The organism is Streptomyces sp. NBC_01089 (assembly GCF_045162975.1).
Taxonomy (GTDB): Bacteria; Actinomycetota; Actinomycetes; order Streptomycetales; family Streptomycetaceae; genus Streptomyces.
Genome location: NZ_CP108660.1, coordinates 782,044 through 796,225 on the forward strand (window position 1 = coordinate 782,044; position 14,182 = coordinate 796,225).

Consider the following 14,182-nt stretch of genomic DNA (forward strand, 5'->3'; position numbering starts at 1 on the left):
CGGGCCGGCCCCGATCGGGCGGTGGGGACGCGTCTCTGTCCATGTCTGCGAGGGGAGCCGTTCATGACCACGGCGAAAGACCTGTTCATCATCGCCATGGACCCGGAGCGTCCGGTGGGACAGGGTGACCTGTCGCTCGCGCTCGCGGGAGCCGAGCTGATCGATCTCATCGACGCGGGAGCGGTTGCCGTGGACGGCGACCGCATCGTGCCGGGTGCCCCGCCGGTGCTGGACGACCGGCTCATGAGCGAGGCCGCGGCGGGGCTCACCCGGCAGCCGCCGTACGAGCGGATCGAGGACTGGCTCTGGCGCCGGGGCCGAGACCTCTCGGCCGCGTACCAGGCCACCCTGGAGGAGGACGGCGAGCTGACGCGGAGGCGGAGCGGCCGGCTGCCCTTCGGCCCGGAACGCGTGGAGCCGGTCGACACTCCCGCGCACCGCCGGTCGGCCGAGCGCTGGAGGGAGGAGGAGCCCGTCCTGGCCGCTCTCGCCTCCGCGGTGGGCATCGACGGCGAGCAGTCCGGCGACGAGCCCGGCTTCGACGACGAGGCGGTGACGACCGTGGTGGCGGTGGTCCATGACGCGCTGATGGAGCTGGAGGCCGTACGGCAGCGGCGGTCCATCGAGAAGGCGGCCTTCGCCAACGTCTGGCGCGGACTGTGAGTCGCGGGCCGCGCGGCGCACACCGCGAGCGTCCCGGCGTACCGGCGGCACCGTCCTGTGCGACACCGCAGAAGCACTCCTGGACGCCTGAGCCATCGGGCCTCGGGCGAGGCGGGTGACCGGGGTGGGTAACGGACTTGACGGCGACTCCTTGCTGCGGAAGGTGCGGCTGATCCTGGGCGCCTTCGGCACCGGGGCGCCCGTGCTCGGTCTGTCGGAGCTGGCGCGGCGGACCGGGCTGGCGAAGACCACGGTGCACCGGGTGGCCACCGAGATGGTCGGTGTCGGCCTGCTGAACCGGCACGGCCGCCGCTACGAGCTGGGCTCGCTGCTCTTCGAGCTGGGCCAGCGCGTCCCCCGGACCAGGGCCCTTCGGCTGATCGCTGCCCGGTACCTCGAAGACCTGGCGCTGACCACCCGGGAGACCGTGGTGCTCTCCTTCCCCGGTGACCAGGACGTCCTCTTCGTCGAGAAGTACTTCAGCCAGCGGGGCGGCGGCGTCGCCGTGACCCAGGTGGAAGGCCGGGTGCCGTTCCACTGCGGGGCGTCGGGCAAGACCCTGCTGGCTTTCGGCGACCCCGCGATACGCGAGCGTGTCATGGCGTCACCGCTGCGCCGCCGTACTCCGTGGACCATCACGGAGCCCGCGCGGCTGGAGGCCGAGCTGGACCAGACACGTCGGCAGGGTTACGCCATCGACCGTCAGGAGCTCGTCGTCGGGTACGGGGCGGTCGCCGCGCCGGTCTTCGCCAGGGGTGTCGCCGTGGCGACGTTCACCGTGACCGGGCCGATCGACCGGCTGGACGTGCCACGGCTCGCGCCCGTGGTCACAGCGGCCGGCCGCGCGGTGACACGGGATTTCGAGTCCGTGAACGACTGAACACGGAACATCCCCCACAACATCCACCCACAGCTCGCCGACAACTCGCCGACAACATCGCCAACCTTTCGGTCCGTTGACCGGACCAATGCCATTTCCCCCGCCGGAGTCCTCGCGAACAATCCATGAGCAGCCGGGCCGCAGTCGTCGACCTGTTCCGGAGCTGCGGTTGGAGGGTGAGCATGGCGGATACGAATGGTGTGCCTCGTGAGGTGCGCAGGGCGGTGCTGGCCAGCCTGGTCGGCAGCACGCTGGAGTGGTACGACTTCTTTCTCTACGGCACCGCTGCCGCCCTCGTCTTCAACACCCTTTTCTTCCCCACCTTCGATCCGCTGGTGGGCACGATCGCCGCCTTCGGCACCAACGCGGCGGGCTTCCTCGCCCGGCCGCTGGGCGGAATCGTCTTCGGGCACTTCGGCGACCGGATCGGCCGCAAGTCGGTGCTGGCCGTCACTCTCGGCATCATGGGCGTCGCGACCTTCCTGATCGGCGTACTGCCGAGTTACGCCACCATCGGGGTGTGGGCCCCGGTGCTGCTGGTGGTGCTGCGGATCGTGCAGGGCATCGCCGCCGGCGGCGAGTGGGGCGGCGGCGTACTGATCGTCAGCGAACACGCACCGGACCACCGCCGCGGCTTCTACTCGGCCTGGAGCCAGACCGGGGTGGGACTCGGGTTCGTGCTCTCCGCGTCGGCGTACTCGCTGGTCCACGCCCTGGCCGGCACGGAGTCCTTCCTCGCGTGGGGCTGGCGGATCCTGTTCATGTCCGGCATCCTGCTCGCCGCGGTCGGGCTGGTGATCCGGCTCCGGGTCATGGAGACACCGGCGTTCCGGCAGAGGACTCCGGAACCCGAGAAGACCAGGGCCCCGATCCTCGACGTCATCCGCAGCCACCCCAAGTCCGTACTGATCACCTTCGGCGCGCGCATCGCGGAGAACGGCGCGATCTACGTCTTCCTCACCTTCTGCCTCACGTACGCGACCAAGATCGGGCTGAACGGCGGTCTCGTGCTCTCCGCGGTCGTGGTGGGCATGCTGTTCGAGTCGTTCGCGATGCCGGTGTGGGGGGCGCTCTCCGACCGCGTCGGACGCCGTCCGGTCTATATGGGTGGTGCGATCGCGATGATCGTGTGGGCCTACCCGTTCTTCGCGATGTTCGACTCGGGCAATCCTGTGCTGGTGTTCCTGGCCGTGTTCGTGGCGGCCGTGGTCTGCCACGGCGCGATGATCGGCACCCAGCCGGCGCTCTTCACCGAGCTGTTCGACAGCCGGGTGCGCTACAGCGGGGTCGCCTTCGGGCACGAGCTCGCCTCGATGGTCGCCGGCGGGTTCTCCCCCATCATCGCCACCGCGCTGCTCGCCTGGGCGGGCGCGTCCTGGCCGATCTCGCTCTTCCTGATCGGTATGGGCGTGGTCACCGTCGTCGCCCTCGCGTTCGCTCCCGAGACCCGCGCGCAGGCCCTCGACGAGGGCGAGATGCCGCAGGAAGCCACAGCGGCGGCCGCGGCCCGAACCACCTGACCGGCGCGCTCAGCCCGCCGTCCCGGCTTCGGCACCCCGATCCACCACCACCAGTTCCCCGATCACAGGAAGGAGGCTGTTCATCCATGCCATCGACCAGTGCCGTTCCGCGGTCACCCGAATCCTTGGCGCACGAGGCGCTGACCCGCTACCTGGAGCTCTGTGACGTTCCCCGGCCGCCGGACACGACAGGCCGCCTGGAGGATCTGTTCACCCCGGACGCCGTGTGGGAGGGCGTCGGGCCGCTCTACGCCGCGAAGTTCGGCCGGACGACCGGCTCCGGGGCCATCGCGGCGATGCTCTCGGCCCATCTGCCCCCGAACGGGCGATTCCAGGCGAACGTTCACCTGCTCCACCACGGCACGACCCACGCCGCATACAACGAGGTCCGCGGGAAGTGGCTGATGCAGCAGCTGACCCGGTACGAGTCCGGTGCGGCCGAACTCGTCTTGGCCCGGCTGGAGCTGGACTTCCGGATCGAAGACAACAGCGAAGAGGACAGCCGAGGGGACGCCGAAGGGGGCAGGGCTCTGATCTCCCACTTCCGCACCCGGCGGGTCTTCGACGCGGAGCTGGGCCCGGCCCTGGCGACCGGTCTCCAGGAGGTGACAACGCGATGACGGCGCGGGACGGCCGGGCGATGCTCCTCACCTGCTACCGGGACATCCGTGACTACGGCTGGCACCACGTGGATCTGTTCCTGCACGACCGCGACGGCAGGGAACTGAACTGGGTCCATTGGCAGACCGCGGAGGAGGGCCCCGCCGGAGCGGACGCCGCCTGCGCCGCCGTCGAGCCCACCCTGCGCAGAACCACCGAGTGGCAGCACGGGATCCGGGCCGACGGAAGCGACTACTGGACGGCAGCCGCCGTATGGGACGACCGGGCCGAACCCACGAACTCAAGGGGAATGACGGAATGAACACACCAGCTACAACCGGCCGCACCGGCGGCGACACAGCCGGCCTGGTCGGGCACGACCGGGTGGATGTCTCCCTCTACACGGACCCGGAGGTGTTCGAGGCGGAGATGGACCGGGTGTTCCACCGGACCTGGGTGTGGGTGGCGCACGAGAGTGAGATCCCGCGGGCCGGGGATTTCAAGAAGGCGGTGGTGGGCCGTCAGCCGGTCATCGTGACGCGGGACCGGCGTGGCGGAATCAACGTTCTGCTCAACCGGTGCCGTCACCGCGGGGCGAGCCTGTGCGAGACGCCCAAGGGCAACGGGAACGGTTTCACCTGTCCGTATCACGCGTGGTCGTATGCGCTGGACGGGAAGCTGCGGGGCATCCCGTACCCGGACGGCTACGAGGATGTGCTGGAGAAGAAGGACCTGGCGCTGCACCGGCTGAAGGTGGACAGCTACGCGGGGATGGTCTTCGCCTGTCTCGATCCCGGTGTGGAACCACTGGCGGACTTCCTGGGACCGGCCAGGCGCTGGATGGACCTGTTCATGAAGCAGGGAGCCGGATACCCGGTCAAGGTGCAGGGCGAGCACACGTTCCGTTTCCGGGGCAACTGGAAGATCCAGCTGGAGAACACCACCGACGGCTACCACTTCCCGATCGTGCACCGGTCCTGGATGTCGTCGGTCGACGCCGAGACGGCGGACATGCTGTCGTTCATGACCGACGAGAAGGCGGTCACGCACTCCCTCGGCAACGGACACAGCGTCATGATCATGGTGCCCGAACACGTCGACCTCGACGAGGACGACGGCACCGAGCCCCTGCAGGAGCGCTTCGCCCATATCGTCGACGACCTCTCACGCGACTTCGAACCTGCGGAGGTACGCCGCATCGTGCGCTCGATGCACGGCGCGGGATTCAACCTCAACCTGTTCCCCAACGTCGCGATGTCGATGTCCTTCCTGCGGGTATTGCGCCCGCTCTCGGTGACCGAGACCGAAATACGGCACCTGGCCCTGGGCCTCGACGGCGGACCGGAGATCGTCAACCGCGAACGCCTGCGGATCCACGAACACTTCCAGGGACCGTTCGGATTCGGCACGTCCGACGACTCCGAAGCCTGGGACCGGGTCCAGCGCGGCGCAGCGGCCGGGCCCGGCCTCCCGATCCTCGTCAACCGCGGGCTCTCGCGCGAGACGGAAGACCAGAACGGCGACCGCACCGCCCACTCGACCGACGAGACAGGCATGCGCGAGGCATACGCGATGTGGAAGAAGATGATGACCGATGACCAGTGAACACGCCATCGCACGACCGGTGTTGGGGCTCACCGACCCCCGGGCCGTCGCGGCCGTCGAGCTGATCTGGCGCGAGGCCCGGCTCCTGGACAACAAGCGGTACCAGGAGTGGGACCGGCTGTGGGCCCCGGGTGGCACGTACGTCATCCCCATCGACCCCGACACCGACGACTTCGCGGCCACCCTGAACATGGTCTACGACGACGACCGGATGCGCCGGATGCGCATCGAACGCCTCACCACCGGATACTCCATCTCCGCGGTGGCCGCCGCGCGCACCGTACGGACCGTGTCCCGCTTCGTCGTCACCGCCGCCGACGACCACACCGTCGAGCTCAGCTCCGCACAGGTACTCGTCGGCCACAAACACGACACGACCCAGGTACTCGCAGCGGACCTCACCCACCGCATCCGTGTCGACGGACCCGAGCCGCTGATCCAGACGAAGATCATCCGGCTCGTCAACTCCGAGAACGCCGTCAACGCGTCCGGCTTCCTGCTGTAGATGAGGCGAGGATGATCAGAGTCACGGTCAGCGAGACAACGGCCGAAACCAGCAAGGTGAAGTGCTTCCGGCTGCGGCGCAGCGACGGCCGCCCGTTCGCGCCGTACGAGGCGGGGGCGCATGTGGACGTCCTGGGCCCCGGTGGGACCACCAGGCAGTACTCACTGTGCGGCCCGCCCGACGAGACCGGCTCCTATCTGATCGCGGTCAAACGGGAGGACTGCTCCCGGGGCGGCTCCGCAGCGCTGCACGACCAGGTCGATGCGGGCGACGAACTCACCATCAGCGAGCCGCGGAACCTCTTCGGCATCGAGCCGACGGCGAGCCGGCACATGCTGGTCGCGGCCGGCATCGGCATCACGCCGCTGCTGAGTATGGCGTACCGACTACGCCGTACGGGAAGCCCGTTCAGGTTGCACTACTTCGCCACCGGCCGGGAGAGCGCGGCGTTCGTACCGCTGCTGGAGAGCGCGGAGTTCGCCGCCGACACCGAGTTCCACTTCGGGCTCGGGCGCGGCGAACAGCCCGGAGTGCTGGCCGAAGCACTGTCGCACGCTGACTCCGGAACGCACGTCTACACCTGCGGTCCCAAGGAGTTCATGCAACGGGTCGCCGATGCGGCGGCCGGGACGCCCGCGGCGGACCACGTCCACTTCGAGCACTTCCAGGCGCTGGAGCCGACGGCCGATGCGGGCGGCGAGTTCGAGGTGGAGCTGGACACCGGTGAGGTATTCCGTGTCCCGCCCGGACGCAGCATCGTCGAGGTGCTGGAGGACGGCGGCATCATGGTCGACACGTCCTGCCGCGAGGGCATCTGCGGCACCTGTGTGCTCACGGTCGTCGACGGGGTGCCGGAACATCGCGACAACTGTCTGACCCGCAAGGAGAAAGAGGCGGGCGACCAGATCGCCGCGTGCGTGTCACGGGCCAGGACGGACCGCCTGGTGCTGGAACTGTAGCCCGCCTCGTCAACGAACCAGGTGACAGGGGACGTCCCGGTATGAATACCCCGGGGCGTCCCCGGAAGGAGAGACACCCGATGCGGGCAGTACCGCATGAGAGGACCCTGTCCGCCCTGGCGGAACGGCTTGCCTCGGGCGAGCTGAGCCCCGGCGATGTGGTCGGCGGCGCACTGGAACACCTCGACCGTACGGAGCCCGAGGTGCGGGCATGGGTACGGGTCGACCGCGCCGGGGCGCTGTCCGCCGCCCGGCAGCTCGGTGCCGGGCCGGCGGGCGGGCCCCTGCGCGGGATCCCGTTCGGGGTCAAGGACATCGTCGACGTTCGTGGCCTGCCCACCGAGTGCGGATCCCCGCTGCGGCGCGGCCGGGTGGCAGGTGCCGACGCTCCGCTGGTCGACGCGCTCAGGAGACTCGGTGCCGTGCCCCTGGGCAAGACGGTCACCACCGAGTTCGCCTACTTCTCCCCCGGCCCCACCAGGAATCCGCACAACACGGCGCACACGCCCGGTGGTTCATCCAGCGGTTCCGCGGCTGCCGTCGCGGCGGGTGTGGTCCCCCTGGCTCTCGGCAGTCAGACCGCCGGCTCGCTGATCCGGCCGGCAGCGTACTGCGGTGTCGCGGGGTTCGTGGCTCCGGTCGGGGGCCCACTCGACACCACGGGGTTCGTGGGCCTGTCCCACAGCCTCGACGCGGCCGGGCTGCTCACCGCCACCGTCGCCGATCTCCGGTTCGCCTACGCGGCACTGACCGGCGCCGACCCGCTCGGCGGCCCTTCCGAACCGCCCGCGCACCCGAGGCTGGCGGTGTGGCCTGGCACCGAACTGGCCGAGATCGCAGCTGACATGCGAGCCGCTCTGAGGCTGGCCGCCGATGACGCCGTGGCGAGCGGCGCGGTGCTGGTCGAGGTGGACTGGGCCGCGCTGACTCCCCGGCTGGTCGAGGCCCACACCACCGTCATGGCGTACGAGGCCGCTCGTAGCCTGGCGCCGGAGAGCGCCCGCCCTGACCGGCTGAGCCCACAGCTCAACGAGCTTCTGGCGCACGGGCGCAGCATCACGGCCGGGGACTACCACCGCGCGCTGTCCGTCGCCGAGGAGGGTCGCGCCGGGATGCTGTCACTGCTCACCGATGTCGACGCCGTCCTCGGACCGGCCGCCCCGGGGCCCGCGCCGAAGGGGCTGGCGGCCACCGGCTCCCCCGTACTGAGCCGGCCGTGGCAGCTCCTCGGTCTGCCGGCCCTGTCCGTACCGGGTCACCTGGACCGCCGTGGCATGCCGCTGGGGGTGCAGCTCATCGGGCATCCGGACCGCCCGGAACAGCTCTTCGCCCTCGGTCACGCCGTCGAACTGGCCGCCCGCGCACGGCAGTAGCCGAAACGTGGGCGGCCGCCGGGGGAGCGGGCGGTTCAGTCGGATACGGACTGCGGTTCGCCGATGCCGGGGCCGGCCGGGGAGCACCTGGCCCGCTCCGGCCGGAGGAGAGTGTCCAGGGCGAGCGCCACCGTCCCGGGCTGTTCCACCGCGAGGTGTCCGCAGTCGACCGTCCGCAGAGTGGCGTGCGGGATACCGGCCGCGAGTTCCTCGGCGTGGTGCGGTGGCGTGGCTGTGTCCCGGGAGCCGCCGATGACCAGGGTGGGCACCGTGATGTGTGTCAGCTCGGCCCGCAGGTCATAAGCGGCGAGGGCGTCGCAGCAGGCCGCGTACCCCATGGGGTCGGCGTCGGCGAGGTTCTTCAGCAGCGCCCGGCCGAGAGGTGTGCCGGCCTGGCGCGGATCGGCGAACCAGCGTCCTGGGCTGGTGGCGAGCAGAGGCTCCGTGCCCTTCAGCCGTACCAGCTCGGCACGCTCCCGCCAGGGCCGCTCCTCTCCGAAGTGGGCGGACGTGCAGATCAGGGCCAGTGAGGCGACCCGCCCGGGACAGCGGGCCGCGATCCACGCGCCGATGGCACCGCCCAGGGAGATGCCCGCGTAGTGGAACTCGTCGTAGGCCAGCTCATCGGCCATGGCCAGGACCAGCTGCGCGAGATCCTCCACCGTCGTCCGTCCGGGCCCGGTGTCCCGCAGCAGGGCGGCCGGGGAGCCGCCATGGCCGGGAAGGTCGAAGCGCAGCACGCGGAAGTCCGTGGCCGGCGCGGTCAGGTGCGGCTCCCAGACCGTCGTCGACGTGCCCAGGGAGGGGCCGAGGATCAGCAGGGGTGCGTCCGCGGGCCCGGAGATCTCGTGGTGCAGGAGGCGGCCGGGGGTCACCGCGCACCGGCCGCCAGATCGGACGGGTGCTGAGCCAGCGGGGTGATGTCGATGGTCATGAACGGGAAGAGCGGCAGGTTCCACAGGATGCGATGCAGTTCCTCGTTGTCCGCCACATCGAAGATGCTCAGGTTGGCGTACTGTCCGGCGCACCGCCAGATATGGCGCCAGGTACCCGACTTCTGCAATTCCTGACAGTACGTCTTCTCCCGCTCCACCAGGTCTACTCGGACCTGTTCGTCCAGGTCGCGGGGTATCTCGACGTTCATCTTCACTGCGAAGAGCATGCCTGTGTCCTCTGCCGGGGCCGATCGGTTCGCTTGTTGTGTCACGCCTTGTCGAGCACGAAGTCGTAGGTGACTTCGCGGCCGTCGCCGTCCGCCGCGGGGGCGGGGTCGAGGATCAGCTCCGGCTTCACCGCGGAGGCGATGTCGTCCTGGACGTGGCTGCCGCCCTTGAAGTACAGCTGGGTGGTGACACGCTGGTGTCCGGGGGCCGACACCTTCAGGTGGAGGTGCGCGGGGCGCCACGCGTGCCAGCCCGCGGCGGCGATGAGCCGGCCGCAGGAGCCGTCGGTGGGAATCCGGTAGGGCGCGGGCTCGATGGTGTGGATCCTGAAGTTGCCCCGGTCGTCGGCTATGACCGTGCCGCGCAGATTCCACTCGGGCAGACCGGGGGCGAACTGCGCGTAGTAGCCCTCGTTGTCGGCGTGCCACATCTCGATCGTGGCGCCCGCCAGCACGGTGTTGTCCACGGATGTGACCTGCCCCTGGAAGAGGAGCGGGGTGCCTTCCTCGTCGTCGCGCATGGGGAGGGTCGCGTCGGCGGGCAGACGCGGGGCGTCCGGGACGTAGTACGGGCCCTCGATGGTGCCCTTGCTGCCCTCCCGGCTCTCACCCGCGACCTCCTCGACCACGTGCTCGATCCATACGTCGAGGAAGAGCGGCCACTCACCGTCCTGGCCGACCTGGATCAGCCATGCCTTGAGGGCGTCGTACTCGGCGTAGGTGACCTGGTGGCGCCGGATGACGGCGTGTGTGGCGGCGAGGAGTTCGGAGACCAGGGTGTCCACACGGCGGGTGTCGGTGCCGGCGGCGCCGGAGTTCTGCTTCGCATGCGTACGGAACCGCTCGGTGGCGGCGGCTCCGGAGGCGGCCGCGGTGGCCTGCTCGGCGGGCTGGTCGGCGGGCTGGTCCGTGATGATGTCGGTCACTGTGCCGTTCCTTGTCTGTCGGTCGTCCTGCGGCGGATGCGCCGGTCAGCGGTCCTGGCGGTAGCGGGCCAGCTTGTCGGGGTCGATGTCGATTCCGAGTCCGGCACCCTCGCGGATCCGCAGGGTGCCGTCCGCGATGGTGAGCGGCTCGGCGAGGAGGTCATCGGTCATGTCGAGGAAGTTGGACAGCTCACCGGCGTGCGCGGAGGACGCGCGGTGGGCGGCCCCGAAGGCCACCGTGCACAACGTGCCCAGCTGGCCGTCGATCTGATTACCCATCACCACCTCGACGCCCAGCCCCTCGCACTGGTGCAGGACACGCTGGGAGGTGGTGAACCCCGTGCGGGCGGTCTTGATGCTGATGGCGGTGGCGGAGCCGCCGAGGAGTTCACGCGTCACCTCGGCGGGGCGTGTCGCGCTCTCATCGGCGATGAAGGGGACGGGGCACTGGGCGACCAGCCGGCGCCGTCCCAACACGTCGTCGGCGGGGCAGAGTTCCTCGGCGAAGGTCAGACCGAGATCGGCCATCTCCCGCAGGGCACGCGCCGAGTCGGACGCGCTCCAGCCCCGATTGCCGTCGATGTAGAGCTCGGTCTCCGGGCCCAGCGCCTCGCGCAGCGCCCGACAGGCTTCGACGTCGGCGCGGTAGGGCTGCCGGCCGACCTTCACCTTGAACGTGGTGATGCCGTAGGTGTCCCGGATCCGTTCGGCCTCGGCGACCATGCGGTCGGTGGGCGCGAACCCGACCATGTGACTCACCCGCATACGGTCGGTGTAGCCGCCGAGCAGTCCGGAGACCGGCAGGCCCGCGGCCTGACCGAGGATGTCCCACAGGGCCATGTCGACGGCCGCCTTGGCAGTCGGGTTGCCGACGGTCCGGTCGAGCCTGCCGTGGACCGCTTCTCGCTCCAGGGCCGTCAGCCCCAGGATCTGCGGCGCGAAGATCTTGTCGATCACCGCGACGATCGATTCCTGGGTCTCGCCGTAGGTGTAGGGGCGGGGCGGGGCCTCGGCGGTTCCGGTCAGCCCCTGGTCGGTGTGCACCCTCACCAGGACGTGGTCGGCGCTGTGCACCTCACCACTCGCGAATTTCAGCGGCTTCTTGTAGGGAATGGCAAAGGGTACGGCCTCCACCTTGACGATCTTCATGCCGCTCCTTCAAGAAATATGTCGTTCCGTTCGAGCACTTTCAGGAGATTCCGCAGCAGCGGCGACGTGTCATCGGTCCGCCAGGCCAGGTCGAGCCGGACGGACAGCGCGCCTTCGATCTCCTTGCACAGCACCCCTTCGCGGGGTGCGGAGCGGATCGAGTCCGGGAGCACGGCGACACCGAGGCCCGCGGCGACCAGCGCCAGGGCGGCCGAGGTCTCGGTGACCTCGTAGGCGCAGTGCGGAGCGAAACCGGCGGCAAGACAGCTGCGTACGACCAGGTCGTGGACGACGGAGCCGAGCGTGGCCCCGTACATGATGAAGTTCTCGTGCCGCAGCTGCTCGACCCGTACGGACCCGGCGCCGGCAAGCCAGTGCTCCGCGGGGACGGCCGCGACCAGGGGTTCGGCGGCGATGGGGCGGTGGGTGATCCCGTCCTCCCGCACCGGCGGGCGGAGGACTCCGACATCGATGCGCCGCTCGGCAAGTCCCTTCTCCTGGGCGGGCGTCAGCATCTCGGTGTGCACCTCCAGCAGTACGTGCGGCATCTCCAGCTTCACCAGCCGTGCCAGTGAGGGCAGTTGGCGGTACGAGGCGGATCCGGTCAGGCCGATCCGGAGTACTCCCTCCGTGCCTGAGGTGAAGCGCCCGACTCTGGCCACCGCGTCGTCGACGGCTTTGAGGATCCGCTGCACATCGGTGCGGAACACCTCGCCGGCGCCGGTCAGGGTGACCTGCCGGGTCGTGCGGGTGAACAGCTCCACACCCAGTTCCGTCTCCAGGCGGCGAATCGCCTGGGACAGTGGCGGCTGGGCCATGTGCAGCCGTTCAGCGGCCTTTCCGAAATGACGCGTTTCGGCGACGGCCACGAAATACCGAAAGTGCTTGAGTTCCATCAAAAGCCCCCTCGAATGCACCTCAGCTTAGAGCCGGATTCCGGGCACGACCAATATCGGTTCAGCGGGTATTAAGACGCCGGCGATATCAATGCCGCCGGGCCGGCCACGGGCGAATACCCGCGGCCGGCACAGCGGTCGTCCGCCTCATGCGGCGGGGTCGAGCCGGTGGAAGCGCCGGTTGAAGTAGACGAGGCTGTCGCCGCCCTGCCGGATGGTGATCCGCTCGGTCTCCACGAACATCACGGTGTGCGAGCCCGTGGGCCTGCGGTCGCGAATGGTGCCGACCATGCTGACGAGCGCGTCGCGGAGTACGGGGACGGTCTCGTCGGGCTCCCAGATGTCCCAGGAGAAGCGCTCCGCCATCGGCACCTTCGTGGCGCCGGAGAAGTGCAGGGCGAGTTCCTCGTGTTCGCCGCCGAGCACGTTCAGGCAGACGCGGCTGTTGGCGCTGAACAGATCGTGCGTGGCGCTGCTCCGGTTCACACAGACCAGCACGGTGGGGGGCGAGTCGGTGACCGAGCACACCGCGCTGACCGTGATTCCGCACCGGCCGCCGGCGCCGTCCGTGGTGAGGATGTTGACGGCTGCCGGCAGGTGCGCCATCGCCTCACGGAAGTCCGCCCGGGTCGGGCTCGTAGTCGTCATCACGTGTCATCTCCTCGAGCGATGCGTTGCTTGACTGCCGGGTCGGGCGGTCTTTCCCGTCTGCTCTCCCCGGCCGGGCGCGCGTCAGCGCATGTACAGGCCGCCGTTGACGTCCCAGCAGGCTCCGGTCACCGATCCCGCGTGCTCCGCGGCCAGCAGGGCGACCGCGTCGGCGACGAACCGGGGCGAGAGCAGGTCGCCCACCGGGATGTTCTCCTTCATCCCCTCGATCCGCTCCGGCCCGACGATCTCGTACACGGCGGGTACGTCGAGCGGCCCCGGGGACACCGCGTTCACGGTCACCCCCCGGTTCGCCAGATCGCGTGCGAAGACCTTGGTCAGGGTGGCGACGCCGCCCTTGGCCGCCGCGTAGTGCGCACCGGTGGCCGTACCGCCGTTCTGGCCCGCGAGCGAGGCGACGTTGACGATGCGGCCGTACCCGCGGCTCGCGAAGTACGCCCCGAACACCTGACTGCCGAAGAACGCACCGTCGAGGTTGGTCGACACGACGGACGAGAAGCTCTCCGGCGTGATGTCCATCAGCGGCTCGGCCTTCGAGACCCCCGCGTTGTTCACCAGCACATGGACCTCGCCCCAGCGTGCGGTGATCGCGTCCCTCACCCGCTCGAAGTCGGCCTTGATCCGTACGTCGAGACACAGCCCGGCAGCGGTCCCGCCGCTGGGATCCAGTGCGGACGCGGCCCGTTCGGCCCGCTCGCCGGAGAGGTCGGTGAGCGCGACCCGGTAGCCCTGCTCGTGCAGCCGGGCCGCGATCACCTGTCCGAGGCCGCCGGCCGCGCCGGTCACCACGGCGACCGCGGAGCCCGGTCCGAGCCTGCTGTGTGCGGTCCTGGCGGGCGGACCGCCGGTGCCGGAGGTCACTGTCCCGCCTCCCCCGCCATGCTCGCGGGCGTGGTGAGCGGACGGCCGATACGGGCCTCGACCTGGGCGTAACGCCACAGGGAGTGTTCGCCGACCCGCGTGGTCCTGAACAGGTTGCAGGCAGCGGCGACGGTCTGCTGGTCGGGGACGTCCGCGAGGATGTACGACGTCCAGGGCCAGGAGGCGGACGGGCCGACCATGTGCTGGTCGTCGTCCATGTCACCGATGACCGTGACGCCGGGCAGTTCGCCCAGCGCGGTCATCATGCCGGTGAACGCCTCCCACACCGCGCCGCCCTGTCCGGTGGGAAGGTCGAAGAAGTTCTGGTTGATACCGATGCAGAAGAGCACGCGGAGCGGGGTCGCGGGTGTTTCGGACATGGTTTTCCTTAGCTCTCGGGAGGGCCTGCGCCCT

At 69.8% G+C, this 14,182-nt stretch carries 17 protein-coding genes; 9 read left to right on the plus strand and 8 right to left on the minus strand.

Annotated elements, in window-relative coordinates:
• The first annotated feature begins 63 nt into the window (after positions 1–63).
• The 9 genes from OG510_RS03525 to OG510_RS03565 all read left to right on the plus strand — a co-directional run bounded on the left by OG510_RS03525 (position 64) and on the right by OG510_RS03565 (position 8,105).
• Positions 64–663 carry a GPP34 family phosphoprotein gene (locus tag OG510_RS03525; RefSeq protein WP_406135177.1) on the plus strand — a complete coding sequence of 200 codons (600 nt, stop codon included), beginning with the start codon at positions 64–66 and terminating at the stop codon, positions 661–663.
• Between the two features lie 124 nt (positions 664–787).
• A complete protein-coding gene (locus tag OG510_RS03530) occupies positions 788–1,543 on the plus strand; it encodes an IclR family transcriptional regulator (RefSeq protein ID WP_406135178.1) in 756 nt (251 codons plus the stop codon).
• A gap of 182 nt (positions 1,544–1,725) precedes the next feature.
• Positions 1,726–3,063, plus strand: coding sequence for an MFS transporter (locus OG510_RS03535; RefSeq protein WP_406135179.1), 1,338 nt, complete (start codon positions 1,726–1,728; stop codon positions 3,061–3,063).
• An 86-nt stretch (positions 3,064–3,149) separates the two neighbouring features.
• Complete coding sequence (locus tag OG510_RS03540; protein WP_406135181.1) at positions 3,150–3,683, plus strand: nuclear transport factor 2 family protein; 534 nt, start codon at positions 3,150–3,152, stop codon at positions 3,681–3,683.
• Entirely contained in the window at positions 3,680–3,985 is a 306-nt protein-coding gene (locus tag OG510_RS03545; protein ID WP_406135182.1) for a hypothetical protein, read from the plus strand. The genes OG510_RS03540 and OG510_RS03545 overlap by 4 nt, the downstream gene beginning before the upstream one ends.
• Positions 3,982–5,268, plus strand: a complete 1,287-nt coding sequence (locus tag OG510_RS03550; protein ID WP_406135183.1) for a Rieske 2Fe-2S domain-containing protein — start codon at positions 3,982–3,984, stop codon at positions 5,266–5,268. The genes OG510_RS03545 and OG510_RS03550 overlap by 4 nt, the downstream gene beginning before the upstream one ends.
• On the plus strand, positions 5,258–5,773 hold the full coding sequence (locus OG510_RS03555; protein ID WP_406135184.1) for an aromatic-ring-hydroxylating dioxygenase subunit beta: 516 nt from the start codon (positions 5,258–5,260) through the stop codon (positions 5,771–5,773). The genes OG510_RS03550 and OG510_RS03555 overlap by 11 nt, the downstream gene beginning before the upstream one ends.
• An 11-nt stretch (positions 5,774–5,784) precedes the next feature.
• Positions 5,785–6,732: a PDR/VanB family oxidoreductase gene (locus OG510_RS03560; protein WP_406135185.1), complete on the plus strand. Its 948-nt coding sequence runs from the start codon at positions 5,785–5,787 to the stop codon at positions 6,730–6,732.
• Positions 6,733–6,812: 80 nt separating this feature from the next.
• A complete protein-coding gene (locus OG510_RS03565; protein ID WP_406135187.1) occupies positions 6,813–8,105 on the plus strand; it encodes an amidase in 1,293 nt (430 codons plus the stop codon).
• Between the two features lie 35 nt (positions 8,106–8,140).
• Here the strand turns inward: OG510_RS03565 and OG510_RS03570 are convergent, their stop codons facing one another.
• The 8 genes from OG510_RS03570 to OG510_RS03605 all read right to left on the minus strand — a co-directional run bounded on the left by OG510_RS03570 (position 8,141) and on the right by OG510_RS03605 (position 14,148).
• On the minus strand, positions 8,141–8,980 hold the full coding sequence (locus OG510_RS03570; protein ID WP_406135188.1) for an alpha/beta fold hydrolase: 840 nt from the start codon (positions 8,978–8,980) through the stop codon (positions 8,141–8,143).
• Complete coding sequence (catC, locus tag OG510_RS03575; RefSeq protein WP_406135189.1) at positions 8,977–9,267, minus strand: muconolactone Delta-isomerase; 291 nt, start codon at positions 9,265–9,267, stop codon at positions 8,977–8,979. Before catC ends, OG510_RS03570 begins: the two co-directional genes overlap by 4 nt.
• A 41-nt stretch (positions 9,268–9,308) precedes the next feature.
• Positions 9,309–10,193, minus strand: a complete 885-nt coding sequence (catA, locus tag OG510_RS03580) for a catechol 1,2-dioxygenase (RefSeq protein ID WP_406135190.1) — start codon at positions 10,191–10,193, stop codon at positions 9,309–9,311.
• 45 nt (positions 10,194–10,238) lie between these two features.
• Entirely contained in the window at positions 10,239–11,342 is a 1,104-nt protein-coding gene (locus tag OG510_RS03585; protein ID WP_406135192.1) for a mandelate racemase/muconate lactonizing enzyme family protein, read from the minus strand.
• On the minus strand, positions 11,339–12,238 hold the full coding sequence (locus OG510_RS03590) for a LysR substrate-binding domain-containing protein (protein WP_406135193.1): 900 nt from the start codon (positions 12,236–12,238) through the stop codon (positions 11,339–11,341). The genes OG510_RS03585 and OG510_RS03590 overlap by 4 nt, the downstream gene beginning before the upstream one ends.
• A 147-nt stretch (positions 12,239–12,385) precedes the next feature.
• The gene (locus OG510_RS03595) at positions 12,386–12,886 is read right to left on the minus strand and encodes a flavin reductase (RefSeq protein ID WP_406135194.1); all 501 of its coding nucleotides are present in this window, start codon (positions 12,884–12,886) and stop codon (positions 12,386–12,388) included.
• An 84-nt stretch (positions 12,887–12,970) separates the two neighbouring features.
• On the minus strand, positions 12,971–13,768 hold the full coding sequence (locus tag OG510_RS03600; protein WP_406135195.1) for an SDR family NAD(P)-dependent oxidoreductase: 798 nt from the start codon (positions 13,766–13,768) through the stop codon (positions 12,971–12,973).
• The gene (locus tag OG510_RS03605) at positions 13,765–14,148 is read right to left on the minus strand and encodes a hypothetical protein (RefSeq protein ID WP_406135197.1); all 384 of its coding nucleotides are present in this window, start codon (positions 14,146–14,148) and stop codon (positions 13,765–13,767) included. Before OG510_RS03605 ends, OG510_RS03600 begins: the two co-directional genes overlap by 4 nt.
• Positions 14,149–14,182 lie beyond the last annotated feature (34 nt).